At 70.9% G+C, this 25,469-nt stretch carries 13 protein-coding genes; 10 read left to right on the plus strand and 3 right to left on the minus strand.

Annotation, left to right across the window (positions count from 1 at the left end):
* The first annotated feature begins 31 nt into the window (after nt 1-31).
* Both ACFZAM_RS10300 and ACFZAM_RS10305 read left to right on the plus strand, forming a co-directional pair.
* Complete coding sequence (locus tag ACFZAM_RS10300; RefSeq protein ID WP_391044501.1) at nt 32-2,821, plus strand: right-handed parallel beta-helix repeat-containing protein; 2,790 nt, start codon at nt 32-34, stop codon at nt 2,819-2,821.
* 124 nt (nt 2,822-2,945) lie between these two features.
* Complete coding sequence (locus ACFZAM_RS10305) at nt 2,946-3,269, plus strand: WXG100 family type VII secretion target (RefSeq protein ID WP_355344257.1); 324 nt, start codon at nt 2,946-2,948, stop codon at nt 3,267-3,269.
* Between the two features lie 43 nt (nt 3,270-3,312).
* Here the strand turns inward: ACFZAM_RS10305 and ACFZAM_RS10310 are convergent, their stop codons facing one another.
* Complete coding sequence (locus ACFZAM_RS10310; protein ID WP_355344254.1) at nt 3,313-3,936, minus strand: hypothetical protein; 624 nt, start codon at nt 3,934-3,936, stop codon at nt 3,313-3,315.
* Nucleotides 3,937-4,083: 147 nt separating this feature from the next.
* On the opposite strand from ACFZAM_RS10310, the gene ACFZAM_RS10315 reads away from it, so the two are divergent.
* From ACFZAM_RS10315 to ACFZAM_RS10340, 6 genes are all read left to right on the plus strand, one after another.
* Nucleotides 4,084-4,524, plus strand: coding sequence for a hypothetical protein (locus ACFZAM_RS10315; RefSeq protein ID WP_355344251.1), 441 nt, complete (start codon nt 4,084-4,086; stop codon nt 4,522-4,524).
* A gap of 62 nt (nt 4,525-4,586) precedes the next feature.
* On the plus strand, nt 4,587-8,924 hold the full coding sequence (eccCa, locus tag ACFZAM_RS10320; RefSeq protein ID WP_391044505.1) for a type VII secretion protein EccCa: 4,338 nt from the start codon (nt 4,587-4,589) through the stop codon (nt 8,922-8,924).
* Nucleotides 8,917-18,882, plus strand: a complete 9,966-nt coding sequence (locus ACFZAM_RS10325; RefSeq protein WP_391044506.1) for a hypothetical protein — start codon at nt 8,917-8,919, stop codon at nt 18,880-18,882. Before eccCa ends, ACFZAM_RS10325 begins: the two co-directional genes overlap by 8 nt.
* 382 nt (nt 18,883-19,264) lie before the next feature.
* Nucleotides 19,265-20,149, plus strand: coding sequence for an RICIN domain-containing protein (locus ACFZAM_RS10330; protein WP_391044508.1), 885 nt, complete (start codon nt 19,265-19,267; stop codon nt 20,147-20,149).
* A 669-nt stretch (nt 20,150-20,818) separates the two neighbouring features.
* Nucleotides 20,819-21,187 (plus strand): hypothetical protein, encoded by a 369-nt coding sequence (locus ACFZAM_RS10335; RefSeq protein ID WP_391044511.1) that lies wholly within the window; start codon nt 20,819-20,821, stop codon nt 21,185-21,187.
* A gap of 194 nt (nt 21,188-21,381) precedes the next feature.
* Nucleotides 21,382-21,810 carry a hypothetical protein gene (locus tag ACFZAM_RS10340; RefSeq protein ID WP_391044513.1) on the plus strand — a complete coding sequence of 143 codons (429 nt, stop codon included), beginning with the start codon at nt 21,382-21,384 and terminating at the stop codon, nt 21,808-21,810.
* Nucleotides 21,811-22,086: 276 nt separating this feature from the next.
* Here ACFZAM_RS10340 and ACFZAM_RS10345 read toward each other — a convergent pair whose 3' ends face one another.
* Nucleotides 22,087-22,362, minus strand: coding sequence for a hypothetical protein (locus ACFZAM_RS10345; RefSeq protein WP_391044514.1), 276 nt, complete (start codon nt 22,360-22,362; stop codon nt 22,087-22,089).
* Between the two features lie 525 nt (nt 22,363-22,887).
* Here ACFZAM_RS10345 and ACFZAM_RS10350 point away from each other — a divergent pair.
* Entirely contained in the window at nt 22,888-23,364 is a 477-nt protein-coding gene (locus ACFZAM_RS10350) for a SigE family RNA polymerase sigma factor (protein ID WP_391044516.1), read from the plus strand.
* The gene (locus ACFZAM_RS10355) at nt 23,364-24,140 is read left to right on the plus strand and encodes a hypothetical protein (RefSeq protein WP_391044517.1); all 777 of its coding nucleotides are present in this window, start codon (nt 23,364-23,366) and stop codon (nt 24,138-24,140) included. Before ACFZAM_RS10350 ends, ACFZAM_RS10355 begins: the two co-directional genes overlap by 1 nt.
* A 60-nt stretch (nt 24,141-24,200) precedes the next feature.
* On the opposite strand, the gene ACFZAM_RS10360 is transcribed toward ACFZAM_RS10355, so the two are convergent.
* Nucleotides 24,201-24,521: a hypothetical protein gene (locus ACFZAM_RS10360; protein WP_391044519.1), complete on the minus strand. Its 321-nt coding sequence runs from the start codon at nt 24,519-24,521 to the stop codon at nt 24,201-24,203.
* Between the last annotated feature and the right edge of the window lie 948 nt (nt 24,522-25,469).

Genomic DNA, 25,469 nt, shown 5'->3' on the forward strand with positions numbered 1-25,469 from the left:
TGACCCGGCGGGCGACCCCCGGGAGCGCCCGGTGAAGGCCGCCGCCCAGCGCGTGGCGCCGGGCAGTTGGGGCGGCCACCGCACCATCGCGGCGGCCGTGCGGAGCGCGGACACCGGCGCCGTCATCACCGTGCAGGCGGGCACGTACAGCGAGAGCCTGCTGCTTGACAAGGATGTCACCCTGGTCGCGAAGGGCGCCGTACGGCTGGTCGCCGTCCGCGGCCCGGCCGTCACCGTGCACGCGGGCCGCGCCGAGATCCGCGGCTTCACCCTCGTGTCCGCCGTGCCCCGCGAGGCAGCGCTGCTGGTGCGCGCGGGCGAACCGGTGCTGCGGGACTGCGAGATCACCGGCGGCCGGATCGAGGTCGCGGGCACCGCCGCCCCGCTGCTGAGCGGCTGTTCGGTACGGAAGGCCGAGGGCGCGGCGGTCCGGCTGACCGGCACCAGCCGCACCACACTGGAGAATCTGACCGTCGGCGGCTGCGTCGGCGACGGCCTGGTGGTCGAGGACGAGGCGCGCGCCGAGCTGACCGACGCCCTGGTGGACGGCGCCAGCGGGCGCGGCGTCCTGCTCACGGGCGGCGCGCACGCGACGCTGACCCGCTGCGACGTCCGCGGCAGCGGCGGCACCGCCGTCGTGGTCGAGGGACACGCCACCGCGGCGCTGCGCGACTGCCGCCTGCACGAGACGGGCGCCGCGGGCGTCTGGGTCCGCGAGACGGCGGGCCGCCTGACCCGCGCGGCCTCCGGCGCGGGCCACCGGCCCCTCGCCCACGGCGAGGACGCCGAACCGGCCGCGCCCGCCACCGGATCCGCCGCCCGCCCGGGCCACGACACCCCGGGCGTACGGCTGCGCGACTGCGAGATCTTCCGCACCGAGGGCGCCGGCGTACTGGCCGACGGCAGCAGCTCCGTCCTGCTCGACGGCTGCCATGTGCACCACACCACCGGCGCCGCGATCCTGGTCACGGCCGAGGCCACCGCCGAGTTGACCGGCGTACGGGCCGTCGACTGCCAGGACACCGCGCTGGCCGTCAGCGGGGCCGGCCGGGCCACCGCGCACGACTCCACCTTCGCCCGCAGCGGCGCCAACGGCCTGTACGCGGTGGCCGAGGCGGAGGTGACGCTGACCGGCTGCACCGTACGGGACACCGCGTACACCGGCGTGCACCTCGGCGGCGGGGCCCGCCTGCACGCCAGGGGCTGCACCGTCAGCGGTTCGCCCGAGTACGGCGTGCGGGTCACCGAGCGGTCCGAACTCCTCGCGGACGACTGCGAGATGACGGACGCGGGCCTGGCCGGGGTGTACGTGCAGGGCGGCGACGCGGCCGTCCGCGGCTGCCGGGTGTCCGGCGGCCGGGAAGGCGTACACCTGCACACCACGCACCGCCCGCTGCTCGCGGAGTGCGAGATCACCGCCTCCGGCGAGACCGGCGTCCGGGTCGGCCGGGACACCGGCGCCCGGCTGGAGAACGTCACCGTCACCGGCAGCGGCACCGCGGGCCTGCTGCTGGAGGAGGGCAGCACGGCCGTCGTGGAGGGCGGCGCGGTCCGCGAGCCGCGCGGCAGCGGCGTCGTCGTACGCGCCGGGGCCCGGCCGCGCGTACGCGGCCTCACCGTCGAGGGCGCGGCGAAGAACGCGCTGTTCGTCGAGGAGGGCGGCGAGGGCCTGTACGAGGACTGCCACCTCACCAAGAGCCGCTTCCCCGCCGTCTACGCCGGTGCCCGCTCGCGTTTCCTGCTGCGCCGCTGCACCGTGGACGGCACCGACACCGACCTGCTGCGGGACGACGAGGCCGACGTGCGGGCCGAGGACTGCCTGGTCCAGGACGCGACCGATCCGCTCCTGCCGACCCTCGCGCCCCCGGCGGCGGGGGAGGAGGGGCGCGTCGCGGTGCCCGCCGTCGCCGGAGCGCCCCGCTCGGCCGCGGAGAAGGCCGAACAGGCCGCCGGTGAGACCGAGTCGACCGCGGAGGCGGCCCGCGCGAAGCTCGCGGAACTCCATGTGGAGCTGGACCGCCTGGTCGGCCTGGACAGCGTCAAACGCGACGTGGTCACGCTGACCAAGCTCATGCAGATGGTCAAGGTCCGCCAGGAGGCCGGGCTCGCGGCGCCGCCGCTGAGCAGGCACCTGGTCTTCGCGGGCAACCCCGGCACCGGCAAGACCACGGTGGCCCGCCTGTACGGCGGCTTCCTCGCCGCCCTCGGCCTGCTCGAACGCGGACACCTGGTCGAGGCCGACCGGGGCGACCTGGTCGGCGAGTACGTCGGCCACACCGCGCCCAAGACGACGGCGGTCTTCCGGCGCGCGCTGGGCGGGGTGCTCTTCATCGACGAGGCGTACTCCCTCGTGCCGCAGGGGCAGTTCACCGACTTCGGCTCCGAGGCCATCTCGACGCTGGTGAAGCTGATGGAGGACCACCGCGACGAGGTGGTGGTCATCGTCGCCGGATACCCGAGCGAGATGAACCGGCTGCTGGAGTCCAACGCGGGCCTGGCCTCGCGCTTCACCCGCACCCTGCTCTTCGACGACTACACCTCGGAGGAGCTGGTGCGGATCGTGGAGCACCAGGCCGTCGACCACGAGTACACCTTCGCGCCGCAGACGACGGCCGCGCTGCACGACTACTTCGCGGCCGTCCCGCGCGGCGAGCAGTTCGGCAACGGGCGCAGCGCGCGGCAGGTGTTCCAGCGGATGACCGAGCGGCACGCGTACCGCGTGGCCGAACTCGACCTGAGCGCCGTCGATCTCGCGGCGGCCGACGTGGAGTTGCTCACCACGCTGCTGCCCGCCGACCTCCCCCCGGGAGGCGCCGCTTGACCGCGCGGGCGGACGTACGCCCCGCTGCCCGGCGGGCGGACCATACGGCGGCGGGCCCGGCACAGGACTTCGGCACAGGCCCGGCACAGGACTTCGGAGCGGCTGAAAGGAAGGTGACCCGCGGATGTCGGACCAACCGACCCCGGAAGAGTGGCGCGCGGACCTCGCGGCGCTGAACGACGCGATCGGCGTGGTGAAACGCGAGTCCGGCACGATCACCACCACCATGAACTCGATCGACGCCAAGGTGAAGCAGATCGGCGCCGACTGGTCCAGCCCGTCGCACGAGTCGTTCGCGGCGATGATGACGTGGTTCCACAAGGTCCAGCACGAACTGGACGAGTTGCTCAAGGACATCGCCTCGCGGATGACGACGTCGTACAACAACTACCACGACTCCGAGCACGTCAATCTGAACAACCTCAGCGACGGCGGGACCCATGGCTGAGTGCCGCCGCCGCGCACCGCGTGGGCGGTACGCGGCGGCGCGTTCAGCCCGCGGGCGGCGGCGGGAAGCGCGACTCCCGGTCGGTGTGCGCGTACACCTGCCCCGAGTGGTTGAGCAGCGCGATGTACTCGCCGAGCTTCTCCAGCGTCGAGCCGATCTGGAGCAGGGCGCGGTCCTGGGCCGGGTTCATGTCCGCGCCGAATTTCACGCCGGTCTCGGCGAACGGGTTGTCGTGCGTCTTGCCGACCGACGGGTCGTACCCGGACGAGAGCGAGGTGTGGCCCTCGCCCTCCGCGTTCTTGTCCTGGGCGCCCTGCCCGAAGACATGGCCCTTGACGGCCATGACCCGCTTGCGCAGCTCCTCGTACCGGTCGACCGCGCCGCGGGCCTCCGTGAGCATCGACTTCTCCGCGACGCGTACCGCGCTCAGGTCGATCTTCAGGTCCGCCGCGGCCTCGTACGAGTTCGGGTCGGGGCCGGAACCCTGGTCGGATTGGCTGTCCTTCGGGTCGATGTTGAAGGACGGCGGGGTGGACCAGATGACCTTGTCGGTCGGCACGAGGCCGTCGAGGTTCTTGTCGTGGTCGGGGTTGGGCGTCTCCGACCCGTCCGCGGGCGGATCGGGCAGCGGAGTGGTGTCGTATTTCGAGGTGATCGGATCGGTCACGTCGTCTGCCTCGTCTCTCTCGCGCCGACCGCACGGCCGGTTCGCCAAGCATGGGCCCGGCAGGACACCGCCAGGTTTACCACTTATATGAGGAATTGTCAGCATGCAGGTGCCGCACCGGTATCCGCTCCCCGAGAAAGGCGCGTCATGGCCGACTCCGGCACCGCCGACTACGACACCTCCGTCCTCAACATCTCCCCGACGGGCCTGAAGTCCGACGCCAACGACCTGGTCACCCTCAGCAAGACCGTCCTGTCGAGCCTCACCACCATCCGGGGCCAGTTGGAGGGACTGCACGTCGCCTGGCAGGGCCAGGCCGCCTCGGACGCCGACGAGGTCAACAAGAAGTGGGTGTCGGTCATGACCGAGCTGTTCGGCACGGAGGACGACCCGCACAAGGGAGTTTTGTCCGCGCTGGCCGACGGGGTCGGCATGGCCGCGTACAACTACACCACCGCCGAGGACGGCATCGCCGACGCCTTCAAGTCGTTCCGCACGGCCTTGACCAGTGACGACGGGAAGTCCAGCGACAAGCCGCCCGCCGCGGTCACCGACCCCAACAAGACCGCGGTCACCATGGAGTTCTAGTGCCGGCGCACCGCCCCCGCCACCTCGCCCCCACCGCCCCGACAGCCCGCTAGGCAGCCATCGTGAGTCGAATCCCCTTCCACCGCCCCGTCCGCATCACGCCCCCGCCGATGCCGGAGGGCCGGACGAAACTGGCCGGCCTGCCCCAGCGGCCACAGCCGCAGGGCGCCGCGGGCTGGCTGATGCTCCTGCTGCCCCTGCTGTCCAGCATGAGCATGGCCGCGTACATGATCGCCTACGGCAAGGCGTGGATGATCCTGCTGGGCATCGCCTTCGTCGTGGTCTCCGTGGGCATCACCATCGGCGTCCGGATGCAACTGCGCAGCCACCGCCGCCGCAACCAGTACCGGCAGCGGGAGCGGTACCTGGAGTATCTGGCCGGGGTGCGCAAGCAGGTCATGCGCTCCCAGCTCGGCCAGCGCGCCGCCGACGCGTGGCGGCACCCGCATCCGGACCGGCTCTGGGCGATCGCCACCCGCCGCCGCCGGGTCTGGGAACGCCGCCCGGGCGACGACGACTTCCTGCACCTGCGGCTCGGCACCGGCACGGTGGCGGCGGCCGACGCGCTCCAGATGCCGGGGCAGAACGACCCGACCATCGACGTCGACACGCCCTGCCAGCACGCCGCGGCCGAACTGGTCCGCGCGCACGGCACCGTCGCCGACCAGGCCGCCTGGCTCGACCTGCGCGCCGCGGGCGTGGTGAGCCTGCTGGGCCCGCGCGACCGCACCCGCAAGCTCGCCCAGACCCTGCTGCTCCAGCTCTCCGTGCTGCACGCCCCCGACGACGTGCGGATCGCCGTCGTCACCGGCGGCAACTCCGACTGGGACTGGGCCAAGTGGCTGCCGCACGCCCAGCAGCCCGACCAGGCCCAGCGCCGTGAACAGGAAGTCGTGCCGCTGCTCGCCGACGACCTCGCGGGACTCCAGGACCACCTCCAGGCCACCCTCGACCGGGCGGTCGCCGCCCGCGCCGAGCGCAACGCCCGGCTGATCTCCCAGCGCGACACCAGGCCCCGCGGTCACGTGGTGGTCTTCCTCGACGGATACGAGCCCGACGCGCCGTGGGCCCGCTCGGCGCTGCTGTCCGACCTGCTCACCGAAGCGGGACCCGACCTCGGCGTGCACGTGGTGTGCCTGGTGGAGGAAGAGGGCTCCGAGCCGGGCCGGGTGGACGTACGCGCCCGCACGGACGCCCGCGGCGGCCTCGCGCTGGAAGGCCGTACGGCCGCGCTGCACGCCCCGGTCGAGCAGGCCGTCGTGGACGAGGTCGCGCCCGGCGTCCTGGAGGCCACCGCCCGTTCGCTGGCCCCGCTGCGGCTGACCGGCGAGCGTGAACAGGTCCTGTCGGAACACGTCTCCCTCTCCGACATGCTCGGCGTCCCCGACATCGCCCACTTCGACCCGGCCGCCCTGCGCCGCGCACCCGACGACAGGGAACTGCTCTCCGTCCCCATCGGCGTCACCGGCACCGGCGAACCGCTGACCCTGGACCTCAAGGAGTCCGCGCAGGGCGGCATCGGCCCGCACGGACTGATCGTCGGCGCCACCGGCTCCGGCAAGAGCGAACTGCTGCGCACCCTGGTCACCGGACTCGCCATGGCCCACGCGCCGGAGCACCTGGCCCTGGTCCTGGTCGACTTCAAGGGCGGCGCCACCTTCGCGGGCGTCACCGAACTGCCGCACGTCTCCGGCCTGATCACCAACCTCGCCGACGACCTCGCGCTCGTCGACCGGATGCGCGACGCGCTGCGCGGCGAACAGCAGCGCAGGCAGCGGATGCTGCGCGAGGCGGGGAACGTCGACTCCGTCCGCGAATACCAGTTGCGGCAGGCGGCGGGCGCCACCGACATCAACGGCAAACCGCTGGAGCCGCTGCCCTATCTGCTCATCATCGTCGACGAGTTCGGCGAACTCCTCTCCCAACGCCCCGACTTCATCGACCTGTTCGTGCAGATCGGCCGGGTCGGCCGCTCGCTCGGCATGCATCTGCTGCTGGCCACCCAGCGGTTGGAGGAAGGCAGGCTGCGCGGCCTGGAGTCCCACCTGTCGTACCGGATCTGCCTGCGCACCTTCAGCGCCGCCGAGTCCCGCGCCGTCATCGGCACCTCCGACGCGTACACGCTGCCCGCCATCCCCGGCTCCGCCTACCTCAAGGTGGACGAGTCGGTCTACGAACGCTTCCGCGTCGCGTACGTCTCCGCGCCCTACCAGGACCACGACGCCGACAGCGCGGGACCGGCCCTGGAACCCGTGCCCTTCGCCGTGCACGGCGACCTCGCGCCGCTCGCCGCGGACGAGGCCGAGACGCCCGGCTGGGACTGGGACCCGGAGGGCGGCTCGACCGAACTCCAGCTCGCCGTCGAGCGGTTGGCCGACAAGGACACCGCGGGCCACCAGGTGTGGCTGCCGCCGCTGCCCCCGCGCTTCACCCTCGACCCGCTGCTCGGCGAACCGGAGGCCGACCCGGAACTGGGCCTGCGCTGCGCCCTGTGGCCGTACTCCGGCGAGCTGAAGTTCCCGGTCGGCGTGCTGGACGTGCCCTCCCGGCAGGAACAGCAGCCCCTCGTACTGGACCTGGCGGGCCGTCAGGGCCACATCGCCCTGGTCGGCGCCCCGCAGAGCGGCAAGTCCACCTTCCTGCGCACCGCGATGCTCAGCGCCATGCTCACCCACACCCCCGACGAGCTCCAGTTCTACGGGATCGACATGGGCGGCGGCTCGCTGCACGGCCTCGGCGACGCACCGCACGTGGCGGGCATCGCGGGCCGCCGCGACGACGAGCGGGTCCGCAGGGTGCTGGCCGAGATCACCGGCCTGGTCACCGCGCGCGAGCAGATGTTCCGCGACCTGGGCATCCAGTCCGCCGCCGAACTGCGCGCCCGCCGCGCCTCGGGCGAAGTCCCCGACGGCGTACGGTCCGCCGACGTCGTGCTGGTGGTCGACAACCTCGCCGCCCTGCACACCACCGACGAGAACGCCGTCGTCACCCTCACCGAGATCGCCACCCGCGGCCTCGGCGTCGGCGTCCACCTCTGGCTGACCGCCAACCGCTGGGCCGAGGTACGGATCGGCCTGCGCGACAGCATCCCCGGCCGCCTCGAACTGCGCCTCAACGACCCCACCGAGTCCGAGATCAGCCGCCCCGCCGCCCGCGCGCTCGGCCAGAGCATCCCCGGCCGGGGCCTCGCCGCCGCGGGCCTGACCCACCACATCGCGCTGCCCCGGCTCGACGCCGTCGACAGCGTCGAAGGGCTCGCCGAGGCCGGGCAGGCACTGGTGGCCCGGCTCGCCGAGAGCTGGCGGCGGCCCGCCGCCCCGGCGCTGCGCGTGCTGCCCGCGCGGATCACCGTCCGCGAGCTGACGGCCGCCGCCGCGCTGCCGCCCGCCGAGCGCTGGGAGGGCCACGGCCCCGCCCTCGGCGCCCGCGAAGTGCCCATCGCCCTGCGCGAGTCCGACCAGCGCCCGGTCGGCCTCGACCTGACCGCCGACGCCCCGCACTTCGTCGTCTTCGGCGACTCCGGCTCCGGCAAGACCGCGTTCCTGCGCGCCTGGATGCGCGGCCTGGCCGCCCGGCACAGCGCGCGCGACCTGCGCTTCATGGTCGTCGACTACCGGCACAGCCTGCTGGGCACCGTGCCCGACGAGTACATCGGCGCCCGCGGCGGCAACGCCGACCTGGTCGCGGCCCAGGCGCAGGCCCTCGCCGAGACACTGCGCACCCGGATGCCCCCCGCCGACGTCACCGCCACCCAACTCGCCGCGCGCGACTGGTGGCACGGCCCCGAGCTGTACGTCGTCGCCGACGACTACGACCTGGCCGCGGGCACCATGGGCCACGGCCCGCTCGCCGCGCTCGCCGAATTCATCCCGCAGGCCGCCGAGTTGGGCTTCCACCTCGTGCTCGCCCGCCGCGTCGGCGGTGCCAGCCGCGCCCTGCTGTCCGACCCCCTGCTGAGCAAGCTCAAGGAGATCGGCACCGACGGGCTGCTGCTGTCCGGCGACCACCGCGAGGGCGTCCTGATCGGCGACCAGCGCGCCTACCGGCGTCAGCCGGGCCGCGGCACGCTGATCCGCCGCAGCTCCGCCGTCCCCGCCATCGTCCAGGTCGCCATCGACGAGCTGGGCGAAGAGGCCCCCGGCGTAACAGCCCCCGGCGGAACGGCTCTTCGTGAAGGCGGCGAGCCGGTGAACGTACCGGGCCCCGCCGCCGAGCCGGTGCCCGCGGGCGTCGTGGCGGGGCACGGCGACGATCCGGGGTCCCCCGAACCCGCCGCCAGGCAGCCCGACGTGGCCCGGTACGTCACGGGACCGGTGACCCGCCTGGGCGGCGGCCCCGAGAACAGCACCCGTCCGAGTAGCAGCGGTACGCCCGAGGAAAGCGGCCCCGACCATGGCTGACGCGGATTCCGTACTCAACACCATCAAGCTCGACGACATCTACGAACTGGGCAACGCCTGGATCCGGATGGGCGACGACCTCCACGAGCGCAAAGTCGCCGTCAACGGCTACGTCTCCGAGCTCGGCATGACCGGCAAAGCCGGTGACGAAGCGCGCCTGGCCTGGCAGGAGGGCGTCGCCCCGACCATCGACAGCGCCGCCGAGACCGCCTGGACCATCGGCCAGACGATCAACCGCTACGCCGACGAACTGCACAAGGCCGCGGCGGAGTACGCGAAGAAGCTCAACGCCGCGATGTGGGCCGACATCCTCGGCGCCCTGCTCGGCGCCGTGTTCTTCGCCCTCGGCCCGCTGCTCAGCGGACTGCTCGCCATGATCGGCCAGTTGCTGGCCCGGCTGATCCCGATCATGGCCCAGATGGCCGCCCGGATCGGCTCGGTGGCCACCGCGGTCATCGAGATCACCGGCAGCGCCGTCATCGGCGCCGCGTCCAACCTCGCCTTCGACATCGCCGTCGGCAAGATCGGCGCGGACATCGCCGGTACCGACTACGAGGTCGACTGGAGCATGGAGGCGTGGAGCCTGGGCATCGGCGGTGCCTTCGGCGGCATCAGCGGCGGGCTCGGGGCCTTCCACTACACCCCGCGTCCGGGAAAGCCGGGCTCCGGCCCCAAGACCGGTGCCCCGCCGCCCGTCTCACCTCCGCCTCCCACGCCGATCGGCGGCAATCCGCTGGGCGGCGGTGGCGGCGGGAAGTCCCCGATCGGTCCGCCCCCGTCGCGGATCGGCGGCGGCGACCACGCGACGCCGATCACCGACGGATCGGGCAAGGGCGGTCCCGCCCCCGACTCGGGACCGATCGTCACCAAGAACTCCTCCGGCGGCGAGTTCAGCGGCACCAACAGCGGACCCGGCGGCGGCCACCACAGCAGCGACGTCGGCGCGCCCGCCCCCAAGGGCGACGACTCCGCCGGGGGTTCGAAGGACCCCGGCAGGACGCTGGGCGCTCCGCCGGCCAATCCGTACGGGGTGAAGACCCGTCCGGTCGGCGACGGCGGTTCGAACGGGTCGTCGGGCTCGTCCGGTTCATCGGGTTCATCGGGTTCGTCGGGCAAGGGCGAGTCCGATCCGGGCAGGACGCTGGGCGCTCCGCCCGCCAACCCGCACGGGGTGACGTCCCGCCCGTACGGTGACGGCGGTTCTAACGGGTCGTCGGGCTCTTCGGGCAAGGGCGACGGCTCACCGGGAGGTGCGAAGGACCCGGGCAGGACGCTGGGCGCTCCGCCCGGCAACCCGCACGGCGTGAAGGACCGCCCGTACGGCGAGAGTTCCGGCGATTCGAGCGGTTCCAACGGGTCCAACGGGTCCAAGGGGTCCGGCGGGTCGGCCAAGCCGCTGAGCCCGAATCCGATGGACAATCCGGGCAGGCGGCTGGGCGGTCCCGGCGAGAATCCGTTCCCCGGCCCCGGCACGAAGGCCGAGGGCGGCGGGCCGGTCAAGGCCCAGCCGACCGGGCCCGGTTACGACTACCCGGCGACCAGTTCCCACGGCCGTCCCGACGGGTCGGGCTCCGGCAACCCGATGGACGGGCCGGGGCACCGCCTCGGCGGCGGCAAGCCGGACCCCAACAGCCTCTGGAAGGAGCCGAATCCGGACGCGCCGGGCAGCAACGGTCCGTCGAAGGCGCAGCCGACCGGGCCGGGGTACGACTATCCGGCGACGAGTTCCCACGGCCGCTCCGACGGATCGTCCGGATCGGGCACCGAAGGGAAGCCCGGCGGGCCGGGCGGGTCGAATCCGATGGACGGGCCGGGGCACCGCCTCGGCGGCGACAAGCCGGACCCCAACAGCCTCTGGAAGGAACCGGGTTCTGGCAACCGCGGCGGTGGTCCGCGCGACAACGGATCGACGGCGCCGCCCGCGCCGAAGGCCCCGGCGCGTACGGGTCCCGGCCATGACCAGCCCGCGACGCTCGGCGACAAGCCGGGCGGGCGGCAGAACGGCGGCGACGCGGCGGGCTCGGGCGACGGCGGCAATCTGCGGTCCAACCAGGGCAACAGCAGCCACACGCAGATCGAGACCGCGCCGACACCGCACGAGCCCGGTTCCGGCACGAACTCCGGCTCCGGCAGGGGCAGTCACTCCGACAGCGGCCAGAGCGCGCCGCCGCCCCGGAAGGAGACGACGGAGACCGCACCGCCTCCGGGCGAGGCCCCGCCGACCCCGGTGGCCCCCGCGCCCAAACCGCCGGTGCCCTCCGGCAAGGAGGGCGGGAACCCGCAGGGAGGGAATTCCCAGGGCGGCAACACGCAGGGAGGCAACCACCAGAGCGGGAATCCGCAGGGCGGAAACTCCCAGGGCGGGAACTCCCAGGGCGGGAACCGTCAGGGCGGGACATCGAAACCCCCGGCTTCGAGCGGCACCGGCCCCGACCCGATGGCGAATCCCGGCCGGACGCTGGGCGACGGGAAGCCGGTGCCGGCCAGGGAGCCGCGTTCGGGTGGTTCTTCTGAGTCGTCGCCGGTGCCGTTGAGTCCGAATCCGATGGACAATCCGGGGCGTCGGTTGGGTGGTCCGGGTGAGAATCCGTTCCCCGCGCCGGAGTCGAAGCCGCAGGGTTCCGGCGGGCCGGAGTCGCACTCCGACCCGATGGCGAATCCCGGCCGGACCTTGGGCAGTGGGAAGCCGGTGCCGGGCACGGAGCCGCGTTCGGGTGGTTCTTCTGAGTCGTCGCCGGTGCCGTTGAGTCCGAATCCGATGGACAATCCGGGGCGTCGGTTGGGTGGTCCGGGTGAGAATCCGTTCCCCGCGCCCGAGTCGAAGCCGCAGGGTTCCGGCGAGTCGCAGTTGCACTCCGACCCGATGGCGAACCCCGGCCGGACCTTGGGCGGCGCGAAGCCCGCGCCGGATTCGGGCTGGAAGGAGCCGGGTCGGGGCGGACCGTCCGGGACGTCATCCGGAACGTCGTCCAAGCCCGTCAGCTCCGATCCGATGGAGAATCCGGGACACCGCCTGGGCGGCGGCATCCCGGACCCGAACGGCCTGTGGAAGCCGCCCGGTTCAGGCAACCGGGGCGACGGCTCGCACGAGGCCGGACCGAAGCTGCCGCCCGCGCCGAAGCAGCCGACGCGCAAGGGTCCCGGTTACGACGGTCCTGCGACGCTCGACGACGTACCGGGCGGGCGGTCGAACTCCGGCAACGGGAGTTCGGGCGACGGCCCCGGCAATCTGCGTCCGAACCAGGGCAACAGCAGCCACACGCAGATCGAGACCGCGCCGCCGCCGCACGAGCCCGGTTCCGGTAAGGACTCCGGTTCCGGGAACGGCAGTCGGCCCGACGGCGGCCAGACCGTACCGCCGGTCGGCAAGGAACCCCCGGCCGCCGCACCGCACACGAAGGAGGCCCCGCCGACCACGGTGGCCCCCGAGCCCAAGTCGCCCGCGCCCTCCGGCAAGGAGGGCAAGCAGCCTCAGAACGGCAAGTCGACGTCGGAGACCACCACCGAGCCCGCCCCCGCCTCGTCGGACAAGGGCAAGGGCAAGGAGCCTGCGACGGACGAGGGCAAGGGCAAGGGCAAAGAGCCTGCCACGGACGGGGGCAAGGGCAAGGAGCCCGCGACCGATGAGGGCAAGGGCAAAGGCAAGGAGCCCGCGTCGGAGGAGGCACCCCCCTCGCAGCACGTGCCGCCGGGCGAACAGCCGCATGAGCAGGAGGGGTCGGGCCACGGTCCCGGCCTGAGCGAATTCGACAAGGTGATCCTGGCGCACGAGATCAACCGCGAATTGCACCGGCTCGATCCACGCCGACCTCCGGTCCGCCCCGGGGACGTGGACGAGCTGCACGCCCAACTGCCCCACTGGCGGCAGCGCATGCCGTTGCGGCCACGCGGTGAGGCGATCGCGCAGACGATGGTGACGGGCAAGCCGCTGTCGCTCCCCGGCGGGTCCTCGCATTCGGGTTCGGGAGGATATTCCAGGACGTCCGTCTTCACCGACCCGAGGGAGCAGAGCAGGCCGCCGGTCTCGTCCTCCGGGCGCCGGTCGAGCCGGCGGTCCTATCCTTCCCCCGGGTCGGTCCAGCGGCCTGGCCTGCTGTCCTACCCCTCCTCCGGGCTCGGCCGCCGACCGATCGCGCCGCCCGCCCCCGCGCCGAGGAGGCAGCCCAGCAGCTCCGGGTCGCGCGGGCAGTCGTACGCCCCGCCGCCGTCGGGATCGAGCCGACAGCCGTACCCGCCGCCGTCGGGATCGAGCCGACAGCCGTACCCGCCGCCGAGTTCGAGCCGACCGCGCACCCCCTTCTCTGACATCGGGGACGTGGAGATGATGGACGCGCCGCCCCCGGAGCACGCCCCCTTCTACGCGCCGACCGCGACGGTCCGGCCCCACGGCATCTCCGACAGGCATTGGCACGACATCCTGGAGGCCCAGCGGATCTCCGATCGATGGCACACCGACTACTACCGGCGAATGGGCCTTCAAGAGGAGGCGATCCGCCAGAACCTGCGGAATCAGGGAATTCCGGTCTCTCCGCACGACACATTGCCGTTCGAGCCGCTGCCGCGCGAGATCGAGTTGTTGAACTTCGGTCATGAGGTCTTCGCCGACGTACGCCGCATTCTCCACGGGGGCCAGTCGAATCAGGCGTCCTCGGTCGCGGCGACGGGCGGGGCGCTCCAGATTCGCCTTTCCCTGGCCCGGCAGGTCGCTCCCCGGGAGCAGCCCAGAAATACCATGGAACAACTGGGGCAGAGCGCGGCCACGGCATCCATCACCGGCACGGGCAACTGCGGTGAGCACGCGGCCTTGACCTACACGCTCGTGAACCGGCACAGGCTGCCCGAGGGCATGCGTATCTGGTACGTGCCTCTGAATCTGCACCGGGGTGAACGCGGCGACAACCCCGTCGCCCCGTACACCGACCATGTGTTCATCGCGGTCGGTTATCCCGAGCGGCCCCGTAACATCGTCATGCTCGACCCGTGGGAGGTGAACGCGACTCCGATCTTCGCCGGGGATCCCGCTTTCCGCTTCCCGTTCCTGGTCGGTCCGCGCAATGCGCCGTCGATCAACCCGCGGGCCGTTCTTCTGCCGAATGACGGAATCGACTACCTGGCCATCGGCCATCGTCAGATCGGGCACGAAGTCCACGACATCATGGATTTCACCGGTACGCCTCTCCCCGCCAGCCAGTATCAGGGGGTGTACAACATGTATCAGGACTTCGCTATGCCGGCGCCCGTCCGGAACATGTACCCGGCCGGCCCCGCGTGGGACGCCTATTTCGCGCACCGGCACCCCCAGCAGCCCGGCTTGATCCGGCCGGGCGGTCCGTCGGGCCAGCCGTCGGGTCTGATCCGGCCGGGCGGTCCGTCGGGTCAGCCGCTCGGCCTGATCCGGCCGAGCGGTTCGTCGAGCCGGCCGAGCAGCTCTTCGGGTCGGCCGGCCGGGCCGTCGAGGCAGCCGAGCGGCATGTCGCGTCAGCCCAGCGGTTCTTCGCGTCGGCCCAGCGGCTCATCGCGCCAGCCTGGCGGCTCTTCGGGTCAGCCCAGCGGTTCTTCACGGCGGCCGAGCGGCTCGTCGCGTCGGCCGAGCATGCCGTGGGACCAGCCGGGCGGCCCGGCCCGTACGGTGGGCGGTTCGCCGGACACGGGGATCGATCCGATCCGGGAGCAGTGGGGCATCGGGCGGGTGGTCACGCTGGCGGAGCCGCGCTCCGGCACGGGTCTGGTGCGCGGTCCTGCCCCGGAGGCCGGTCCGCGTACGACCGGTCGACCTGGTGAGTTCGCGGTGTTCGACCTGCCGCTGCCTCCGGCCGACACGCCGTCGTCGTCACGGCCGTTGGGGTACGAGGTCGATCCGGGTGGCTGGATCAGGCTGCCGGACGGCAGCGTGCTGTCGCCCGGCGGCTGGGTCAGCTTCGGGGACGACTTCATCCACACCCCCACGGGCGCGATCATGCACGGCGACAGCGGCTGGATCGGCGAGGTCGGCAACATCGAGCAGATCGCCGAGACCTGGCACCACTTCGACCCGTCGGCGGCCCCACACCTGCCGGTGCCCTCCGGCGACGGCCTGCACATGGTGCCGGTACACCCCGGCGACCAGGCCGTGCACATCCCGCTGCGGCCCCGTACCGACTCGGAGACGCAGGCGGCGGCCCCGATCGCGCACCCCAGCTCCGGGACGCCGCGGCCCCGTGGCCCCGTGCCGACCGGCACGGCGGGCACATCGGGCACGGCGGGCACGGCGGGCACATCCGGTTCACCGGGTCCGTCCGCCAAGGGCAAGGAGCCCGCGACGGAGGGGACTTCCGGCTGGGACGAGACGCCCGCGGCGGCCTGGGCGCCCGTCGTCCGGCCGATGGCGCCGACGCCGTCCGCCGTGCCGTCGCCTCCCGCGCAGGGGACGTCCGGCCACGGTTCCGACCTGAGTGAATTCGATCAGGTGGTCCTGGCCCAGGACATCAACACGGAGCTGCACCGGCTGGACGCGACGCATCCGCCGGTGACAGTGGCCGATGTGCCGGAGCTGCACGCGCAGTTGCCCGACTGGCGGCAGCGTATGCCGCTGCGGCCGCGTGGCCAGGCCATCGCGCAGATGATCGTGACCGGTCGTCCGATGTCGCTCCCGGGCGGGTCATCGTCGTACTCGGGTTCGGGAGGGTATTCCAGGACCACCGTCTACACCGATCCGAGGGAGGAGAGCAGGCCGCCGGCGTCGTCTTCCGGTCGCCGGTCGAGCCGCCGGTCCTATCCCTCCTCCGGGTCGGTCCGGCGGACGGGCGTGTTGTCCTACCCCTCCTCCGGGTTCACCCGCCGGCCGAGCAGGGAGTCCTCCTTCGCCGAGCCGAGCAGGCAGCAGTACCCCTCGTCGGGATCGAGCAGGCAGCAGTATCCGCCGTCGTCGGGATCGAGCCGACAGCCGTACCCGCCCACCGCCGGATCGAGTCGGCAGCCGTATCCGCCGTCCGCCGGGTCGAGCAGGCAGCCGTATCCGCCGTCCGCGGGGCCCAGTCGGCCGCCTGCGCGCTCCTTCGAGCCGGAGGACGTGGAGATGGCGGACGCGCCGCCCTCACCCCGCCTGCCGAGCTGGCAGCCCGCACCCTTCTACGTACCGACCGCGACGGCTCCGCCGCCCGGCATGGCGCCCGAGCAGTGGTTCGCCATCGAGCGGCTCAACCGTCAGTCCGTGCAGTGGCACACCAACTACTACGCGCAACGGGACGCGGCCGAGGCGGCAAGTCGCGGCGGACGGCGGGTGGGGATGGGCGACCCCCTTCCGCCCGACATGCTCCCGTCGGAGCCTTTGCAGAACGAGCTGTGGCTGATGGACCTCGGCCATGAGATCTTCGCCGGGGTACGCGAGATCCTGCACGGAGGCCAGTCGAATCAGGCGTCCTCGGTCGCGGCGACGGGCGGGGCGCTCCTGGTGCGCAACCACCTGGCCCGTCAGGTGCCCCGCGTCCAACCCCGCAATATCCAGGAGTCGTTGGGGCAGAGCGCGGCCCAGGCGTCGCTGGTCAACACCGGCAACTGCGGTGAGCACGCGGCCCTGACCTACGTCCTCCTGAACCGGAGGCAGCTGCCCCCGGGGATGCGGATCTGGCACGTGCCGCTCAACCTCCACCCGGGCGAACACCCGTTGCACGCCATCGCGCCGTACACCGACCACGTGTTCATCGCGGTCGGCTATCCCGAGCGGCCTCGCAACATCGTGCTGCTCGACCCGTGGGAGGTGAACGCGACTCCGATCTTCGCCGGAGACCCCGCGTTCCCCTTCCCGTTCCTGGTCGGTCCGCGCAACGCGCCGTCGATCACCCCGAGGGCCGTTCCGCTCCCGCACGACGGGGTGGACTACCTGAACGTCGGTCTCAGCCAGATCGACACGGGCGCGATCCTCAACATCATGGACTTCACCGGCACGCCTGTCGCGGCCAGTCAGTACGAGGGCTTGTACAACATGTACCAGGACCTCGCGATGCCGTCGCCCGTCCGGAACATGTATCCGCCCGGGCACGCTTGGGACGTCTACTTCGCGCACCGGCACCCTCGAATTCCGGGCTCGAACCGGCCGATTGGCGGTTCGTCAGGTCGGCCGGGAGGGTCGTCGGGCCGCCCGGGGAGTTCGTCGCGGCGGCCGAGCGTGTCCTTGAGCCAGCCGGGCGGGCTGTCGCGCCGGTCCAGCGTGTCCTCGGGGCGGCCGAGCGGACTGTCACGGCAGCCGAGCGGTATGTCGGGCCAGCCCAGCGGGTCTTCGAGTCGGCCCAGCGGGTCTTGGGACCGTCCGGGCGGGTCGTCGGGTCGACCGAGCGGGTCGTCGGGCCGGCCGAGCGGGTCGTCGGGTCGGCCGGGAAGTTCGGCGGGGCGGCCGAGCGGCTCGTGGGATCTGCCGGGCAACCGGTGGGGAGCGCGGGGCGGTTCGCCGGACGTGGGGATCGATCCGATCCGGGAGCAGTGGGGCATCGGGCGGGTGGTCACGCTGATGGAGCCGCGCTCCGACACGGGTCTGGTGCGGGTTCCCGCTCCTGCGGCGGGTCCGCGTACGGCCGACAGGCCCGGCGAGTTCGCGGTGTTCGACCTGCCGCTGCCTCCGGCCGACACGCCTTCGTCGTCACGGCCGTTGGGGTACGAGGTCGATCCGGGCGGCTGGATCAGGCTGCCGGACGGCACGGTCCTGTCTCCGGGTGGCTGGGTCAGCTTCGGGGACGACTTCATCCACACGCCGACCGGCATGATCATGTACGGGGACAGCGGCTGGATCGGCGAGGTCGGGAACATCGAGCAGGTCGCCGAGGTATGGGACGAGCTCGATCCGTCCGCGACCGCGTACGTGCCGGTGCTCTCCGGCGACGGCCTGCACATGGTGCCGGCCCTGCCGGGGGACGAGGCGGTCCACGTTCCCGTGACGCCTCGCACCGGCACCTCTTTCGCGGCGCCGCTCGTGCGGGCGGGCGCGGACGTTCCGCCGGGGAAGGGCAAGGAGCCTGCTACGGATCAGGCCCCGGCGGCGGGCGAGGTCCCTGTCACGTACGAGGCTCCTGTCACGGAACAGGCGCCCGTGTCCCGTCCGGTACCGGTCGAAGCCGTGGCACCGGCGGCACCGGCGGCACCGGCGGTACCGGCGATGCCCGTGGCCGTACGTCCGTCGCACGCCGACCCCGAACTCCCGTCCCCCGCACGCTCGCAGGAGGACCGGCTGGCCGAGCGCGGGCTGGCGCCGCTGTACATCCTCGACCAAGGGGACGCGGTGACACACGCGTTGACCGCCGTCGCGCCAGCGGAGAGCGGACGGCTCGTGGGGCACGGACGGCCCGCCGGGTCGCAGGAGTTGCGGGACACCCTGGCCGACGCGCTCGTGACCGACGCGCAACGGCCGCCGGGGGAACGGCGGTTGTGGCCGCCGCTCACGGGCCTGACCGCCCCCGGACGGACGGCGCCGCTCGTCGGCTCCGAGGAAGCGGCCGTCGAAGCCGTACGTACGGGGACCGGCTCCGATGACGCGGACTGGCTCGTGCTCGCGGTGGCCGCACCCGTGCTCGGGCTCCGGGTCACCGTACTGACGCCGGACGGAACCCCCTGGACGACAGGACCGGACGACGGCCGCCCCGTCCTGCTCTTCCAACAGGCGGACCCCGCTCCGTACACCGCGCGGTGGGCGGCGACCGAGCCCGTCGGCGCCGTACCGGAGCAGCGGCCCGTACCGCCCGTATCGCCGCTGTCGGCACCGGAGTTGGCTCCGGACCAGGCCCCTGCCCCGGCTCCGGTGCCCTCTGCGCCCGACCGGCACGTGGCGGCCACCGTCCCGTCCTCGTCCTCGTCCCCGTCCTCGCCCCCGGCCGCGCCGCTGCGACTCGGCTTCGGTACGGCCAGTGGCCCGCGGCACCGGGCCGCCTCCGGCGGGGAACCGGCGCCCGAGGTCTTCTTCGGCTCCGAACCGCGCCCGGCCACGAGGCGGTGAGGGCGAGAGCGCCGATCGCCCCGGACGCCTCGCGGATCCGGTGCCCGCACCGGCACCGGATCCGCGAGAGGAACCGCCGTAGCGGGGTGCACGCGCCGTGTGATATTCGTGGTGCGCAAGGGGAGTGGGGGACTCCGGTCACCAAGCGGTACGGGCACCGCCGCGCACGGCACGCGGCCGGTGGACGCCGCACCGGGCCGGGCGGCGCCGTCCCGCCGGTCCTTCTGCTCATTCCGTGCCCATTCCGTGCCCATCCGGTTTCGGGGGCGGCCGTTGGCCTCGGTCCTGGTGCTTGACTGGCCGGGTGTGACCTGAGGGCCTTCATGTGCGTCTGAGCGATGGGCATCTCTTTGTTGGACTCTTGGCGAGTGGGGAACGGGCGTTGAGCGACACCGATCAGGACGAGGCGAAGCGGCGGCGGCGGGCACGGTTCGTCGAGGTGCTCACGAGCAGTGCCCGTCAGCCGGGGGAGCGTTCCCGGCTGGGCTCCAGGGTCGCGGGCGCCACGGCCGTACTGGCGCTCGCCGCGGGCGCCACCATGGGGATCGGCGCCTGGCGCGGCCACCAGGCCGACCAGGACGCGAAGGAGCTCACGGCCGCGCAGACCAAGGCGGCCGACCGGCTCGCCCACCTCCCCACCGGCTCCGTCAGCCCGACCGCGAAGAAGCCGACGCCGAAGCCGTCGCACTCCGCCACGCCCAAGGCGCCGGTCCACACCGCCCACTCGCCGACGCCTTCGCCGAAGCGGTCTGAGAAGGCGACCGCCACTCCCACGCCGACCATCGCCGTCTACCCCTCCACCGCGCTGCTCCTGAACGCCGCGACGGCGCTGTGCGCCGACATCCCCTACTTCGGCGCGGGCAAGGTCGGCGGGTCCGTCAACACCCACAAGTGCGACGGCACCAGCAACGACAACCAGATCTGGAACATGCGCGTCCAGCCCGTCGGCAAGGGCCCCGGCGGCACCGACCTCGTCCTCTTCGTCAACGCCAAGGACGATCTCTGCCTCGACATGCCCAACCGCGGCCCCCAGCCCGCCGGCACCACCCTCAACGAGGCCAACTGCGACGGCACCCTCGCCGACAACCAGCTCTGGTGGCTCGAACCCGTCGGCAGCAGCGCCGTCCACATCCGCAGCTTCATCAGCGGCAACCTCTGCATCCGCCCCGGCAACGTCAGCCCCGGCGGCTCCGACCGCCGCCTCATGATCGCCACCTGCGGCACCAACGACGAGTCCCGCTGGTTCCTCTACCCCGTCTCCTCCTGATCCGCCGCCCGCCCCTCCCTCGCCAACGCGTGAACGCACTCCGGTGAGGTGCACAACTGGTGCGGTCCCCGTCAGCTTTCGCCGAATCCAATCGCGGCGGTTGAGCGTGAACAGATAGCATCCGCGCTGCCGAGGGGGTGCGTATGACATTGGTGAAAAAGGGATCACGACGGATCGTGGTCGATGGCGTGACCTACCGGTGGCGGCTGCGGCGCAGGCCGACGTACGACCAGCTCCTCGGCTGGGCGCCTTGCACATACGCGGTCGAACGCGCTGATCGGTCCGGCGCAGTTCTCACCGTCCGAACAGATCAACCGCACTTGCGGAACGCGGTCCATTCGGCGGGAAGCCCGGTGCTCCCATCAGATGTCGCCTCCGCTGTGCGCGCTGCCCTCACACGTGGCTGGGCACCCGAGAACCCCGGTCCCCTGTTCCGTCTCGACCAGTCGAAAGCCTTCTCCCCTTGGCCTGGATAGACGTTCACCGACCCGTCGTGACCTGCGATCACTGGCAAACGGCCGCCGCGGTCCGCCGCATCCGGCCGCACATACGCAAAGCCCCCGACCTCACCGCTGACGCTGCTGGCAGGGTGAGCCGGTGTGCCTGACCAGGGTCAAACGGGTGGCGGAGCTGCGGAGTTCACAGCCGGTACGACCTTGGCCGCGTTGCGTGAGGCGTGCGCGTCGGCCGGCCTGGACCTGGGAAGCCTCCACCGGGCGGCTGCTGAACACCGCCCTGGATATGCAGTCCGGCGCCACCCACGTGGATGCAACTGCCTACACCTATGACCCGGCCGGGCAGATCACGTCCATCAGCGACGTACAGCACGGCGGCGGCACCGCGAAAACCGACACGCAGTGCTTCACCTACGACTACCTCCAGCGTCTGACGCAGGCGTGGAAAGCACGGCTGCCGTTGATTACAGCGGCGTCCAAGCCGTCGACGGCGCCAAAACCCTCGGGGATGGCCTCAACCAAGCCTTCGACGAAGCCCACGAATCAGGTATGCAGCCGCCCAGTGAAATGGCCCGGAGCATGAGAATTGTATTCACGAGAAGGTAAATTTACGGACGAGGTGACCGAGGCGGAAACTTGGCATGAGGCCAAATCCGGTAAATTTTTGGGACATGGCACAGGCGGACATTCCGGATCATTGCCTGAAGGCATTATCTCGCGGCTCGAAAGAAGGGCATTCCGTGGCAGATGGTCCCGAAGGAGAGTGGCTAGTAAAGTATGAGTAGAGAATCGTCGATCGATTTTACCTTTGAAGGCCCGTTAGATATTAAGGGGGTCGTCTGTGGTTTGCGAGAGGCTGGGGCAGAGTTTGATCGTGAGGGTATTTCGTATTTTGTAAATGCCGAGGATGATCTGTACGATTGGATCCGGGCTGACTCCGCCGATCTGGATGCAGTGCTGTGCCTAATCGAGAATTCATGGATCTCCGGATCGGTGAGTGGAGTTGCCGTAGGGATTCGAAATTCTGAAAGCGGTGGAGACCTGCTGTTCTTCCCGGGGCATTCTCGGGTGACTTTCTCGGCAAGTGTGAACAAGAGGCTCATTTCGGAGTCCTCTAAGTTCGCCGATCTGGGCTGGTACTGTAAGTTTTTCATTCCGATTCTTGAGCCATTCGGCCTCGTTGCGGTAAATTCCTCCGATTTTTAAGAATACATCCTAGTCCCGCCGCGAGGTTGTCTTCGTTGCGTTTCTGGTTCATTTCAGATAAGCGAAGCTTTCGTCAGGCGGGCGTCGTCCAGGCCAGCCGGACTGCTCACGACCCGAGCCCGGTCCTCCTCGAGGTACGCCACCCGCAAGTCGACCGCCCGCCACATCGCATCCACGAGCCACGGATCATCCGTCGTCGCCGTCACGCCGCTCTGCCCCCAACTATCCGTCCGTCACCTGCGGTCCAACGACCTACCGACCTCGGATCCGAGACCGTCACGACGACGGCGTACGGTCCACCTCGGTCACACGAACCGACCGGATATCGGCGATCTTCCCGTTCTGGATCTTGACGTCCAGCGGCGCGGCGTCGCCCGTCTTGGACTTGCCCGCCCCGAGCTTGTCAGCCGTGATCCCCGTGTTCCCCAGGTGGTCACCGTCGGCGTCCAGGAACTCCAACTGCGCGAAGCAGTCCGCCGCACCGGCCCCGTGGTTCGTCACCGTGTAGTGCACGACGTACGCGTGCGGCCCCCACACCGGGTCGTCCTCCACCCCGGCCTTCGTGATCCGTGTGTCCGCCTTCGCGCTGGGGGCGGCTTGGGTGGTCGGCGCGCTGGACGAAGTCGAGGGCGCCGTCGGAGGGGGACGAGCCTTTGCCCGCGGCGTCCGACGAGCACCCGGTCAGGGCTGCCATCGCAAGGGTGGCAGCCCCGGCAAGAAACGAGCGGGACGGAGCACGCAGACCTCCATTAAGCGGATGCGTAGGCACAGAAGGCAACCGTCGAACCGACGTCCTGTGATCGGTCTGCCTCGGGGGCACCCCGAACGAGGCTGCGCCTCCTGGGTGTTGACTCACAGCTTTTGACTAATTCCGCAAAAGGTACGAATGCTCATCGCAGGCCTGTCCGGTGGAAGCAGACGCCACAGCACCTCGACGTCGACCGTGATCGATGCGCAGCCCGTGGCGTGCAGCTCGGTCGCCCATGAGGAGGAAACAGCCGTAAGTCCGACGCACCGCAACTGCAACGCGGGGGCCATGACGTCTCGTCTACTAGATGTTCGACGAGGAGGAGCTGCGTGGAGTTCGAGGAGTTCGCCCGCACGGAATGGGCTGCGCTGCGGCGTACGGCGTTCTGGCTGTGCGGCGACTGGCACACCGCCGAGGATCTGGTGCAGGCAACGTTTATCAAGGTGTACGTCCGCTGGTGGACGCTACGCCGGGCCGCCCGAGCCAACGCTTTCGCACGTACAACACTGACCCGCACCTGGATCGACTGGCAACGCAAAGGATCAGCAGGGGAACTCCCCGCCGAAGACTTTGCCGACCAGCTCCTCGACGACACCGACATAGCACTGCGTCAGACGCTGCTGACCGCACTGCAATCACTGCCCGCGATACAGCGCGCCGTCGTGGTGCTGCGGTACTGGGAGGACATGCCGGTGGACGAGGTCGCACGAATCGTGAACCGCAAACCCGCCACCGTCCGATCGGACGCGACGCGAGGCCTGGCCGCGCTGCGGGTAACGCTGGGGGAGAAAGGAACCGTCAGGTGATGAACGAGAACGACGTGAAGAACGCGATGCGGCAGGCCCTGAACGCCGAGCCCGACGGCGGACCGGACATGGAGGAGATCATCCGGGGAGGCAGGAAGCAGCGGCGCGCGATCGTACGGCAGGTCGCGCTGGGCACCGCGGTCCTGGCCGTTGCGGGGCTCGGCGTGGGATACAGCCTGACGCACGCCCAAGCAGGCTCGAAGGATCAGAGCGTGACAACGGATCTGGCGGGTCAGGCCCGAACCCCCTCGCTCCCGCCCCACGACAACAGCCGCGCCAACCTCGACAAGGCACACGCCGATTTGCGCGCGGCGCTGGTCGGCCGCTTGCCGGCGGGAATGACACTCGAAGACGGCTCCGGGCCAAGTGACTTCAACTTGGTGCGCTCCGATGGAACGGTGACAGAACTGGGGACGCTGGTCGGGCTGCAGAACCTCGCAGGCGCGAAGAACCCGTGCACCGATTCCCAGATCAACAGCAACTGCCAGCCCGTCTCGCTGGCGGACGGCTCCCGGGGCTGGGCCTGGGAAGCGGCCGCTCAACAGGACGGGTACACCGTGACAGTGCGGGTATACACCCAAGACGGTCAGGCATGGGGTCTGTCCAACGGCGCCACGGCGGTGAATCCCAAAACGCTGTCCCTGGAGAAGGGCCAGCCTCTTACCGCTGCCCAACTGATTTCCCTCGTCTCCGACCCCGAGGTGATGGCCGCCCTCAAGGAGGTCCCGACCGACCAGATCACCCCCACGCAGGCCGGACAGCCCTACCACCTGTAACAACTCAAGTCATGCGCAAACGGCCCCGCACACTCTGTGCGGGGCCGTCACCTGGACCTGTCAGTGCCAGGGTGTGCAGATGTACAGGCCGTGCTGGTAGTCCGTCAGGCACGCGCGGGAGACATAGGGCGGGCCGTCGAAGAGATAGCCGTTCCACTCCGTGCCGTTGATGATCTCGCTGATGTGCCCGGTCCAGGTGCTGCCGCCGTCAGCACTCCTGTCCAGGTACACCCCCCAGTTGTTGGAGTTTTTGCCCCCGCCTTGGGATTCGGCGTACTCGTGGCTGCCGCTGCCGAGGACGGTACCGAGCTTCACCCAGCCGATGGTGCTTGTGGCCTCGTAGCAGTAGTAAAACCCGCTGTCGCCGCAGTTGTTGAACATCGGTTGTGCTACGGCCGCGGACCTCGCCCCACTCTGGGTGAGAGCTAGCTGTTCCTTCGCTTGCGCCGAATCCTTCTGCTGCGCTTCTGTTAGCAGCGGGGATCCACCCCCGAGGATTATCGGGTTGTCAGCGCTCCCCAGGGGCGCACTGGCGTCGTAGGCATGAATTCCTTCGGCCGGATGCGTCGCGGCAGCGCTAGCAGTAGCAGCAGGGGCGACAGCAAAGCTGACCGCATATATCGCACAAGCAGCCAATAGCCCCGCCAGGTATTTTCGTGTTTTTTTTGCACGACTCATGTCGCCTCTCACTCCTCCCCCACGGTGCATCAAAATTGCACCGCAGTGTTAAATTTCTCGAATATCGAAGAACGGAATCACCGTCTCCGCTTCACAGGAAAGCCCCCCGGCTTTCACTGCGCCTCCACAATCATTTACAAGGCCAGCAGGTGAAGCAATAGTGCACCGACCAAACCGCGAGATCACGCCGCGCTGATGACCTCCAACAAATAACAAAGACGGACATATCGCCAGGGAGGTTGGCTCAAACGCGAAGCATGCCCGCACGGGCGCGGCGCGTACCGCCAGAGGGCAACCCACTCCTGGTGGTCCAGACGCAGCAGCTGGGCGACTTCGTGCAGGAGGTTCTGGCTGGTCCTCGTGCCGTTCTCCAGGCGGTCGCACGTACCTGGCTGCCGTCCCAGGAGAGCGTCGACCTGCATCTGCGAGAGGCCGCCCCGGCTGGCGCGTCTGCCCCGTCGGTCGCGCTGTTCCATCGCGGCGTGAAGGGCCGGGAACCCGGCAGGGTCGGTCCGGGCCCTGGCCGCACGCAGCAATTCGCGCAGGGCCGCCGGGTCGGCGGCCTCGCGTTCCACCGTCCGCCTCGCCGTGGCCGGTGCGGCCTGCGTGGTCAGGCAGACGTAACCCGAACCACACTCCTGCTGAGAAGTG

It is taken from the genome of Streptomyces sp. NPDC008079, from assembly GCF_042957385.1.
Lineage (GTDB): Bacteria > Actinomycetota > Actinomycetes > Streptomycetales > Streptomycetaceae > Actinacidiphila.

Bases quoted from the DNA above. Each gene is read 5' to 3' on its own strand.
- ACFZAM_RS10360 (WP_391044519.1), bottom strand. From the start codon at position 24,521: ATGTTCAACAACTGCGGCGACAGCGGGTTTTACTACTGCTACGAGGCC.
- ACFZAM_RS10355 (WP_391044517.1), top strand. From the start codon at position 23,364: ATGAACGAGAACGACGTGAAGAACGCGATGCGGCAGGCCCTGAACGCC.
- ACFZAM_RS10325 (WP_391044506.1), top strand. From the start codon at position 8,917: ATGGCTGACGCGGATTCCGTACTCAACACCATCAAGCTCGACGACATC.
- ACFZAM_RS10305 (WP_355344257.1), top strand. From the start codon at position 2,946: ATGTCGGACCAACCGACCCCGGAAGAGTGGCGCGCGGACCTCGCGGCG.
- ACFZAM_RS10315 (WP_355344251.1), top strand. From the start codon at position 4,084: ATGGCCGACTCCGGCACCGCCGACTACGACACCTCCGTCCTCAACATC.
- ACFZAM_RS10340 (WP_391044513.1), top strand. From the start codon at position 21,382: ATGAGTAGAGAATCGTCGATCGATTTTACCTTTGAAGGCCCGTTAGAT.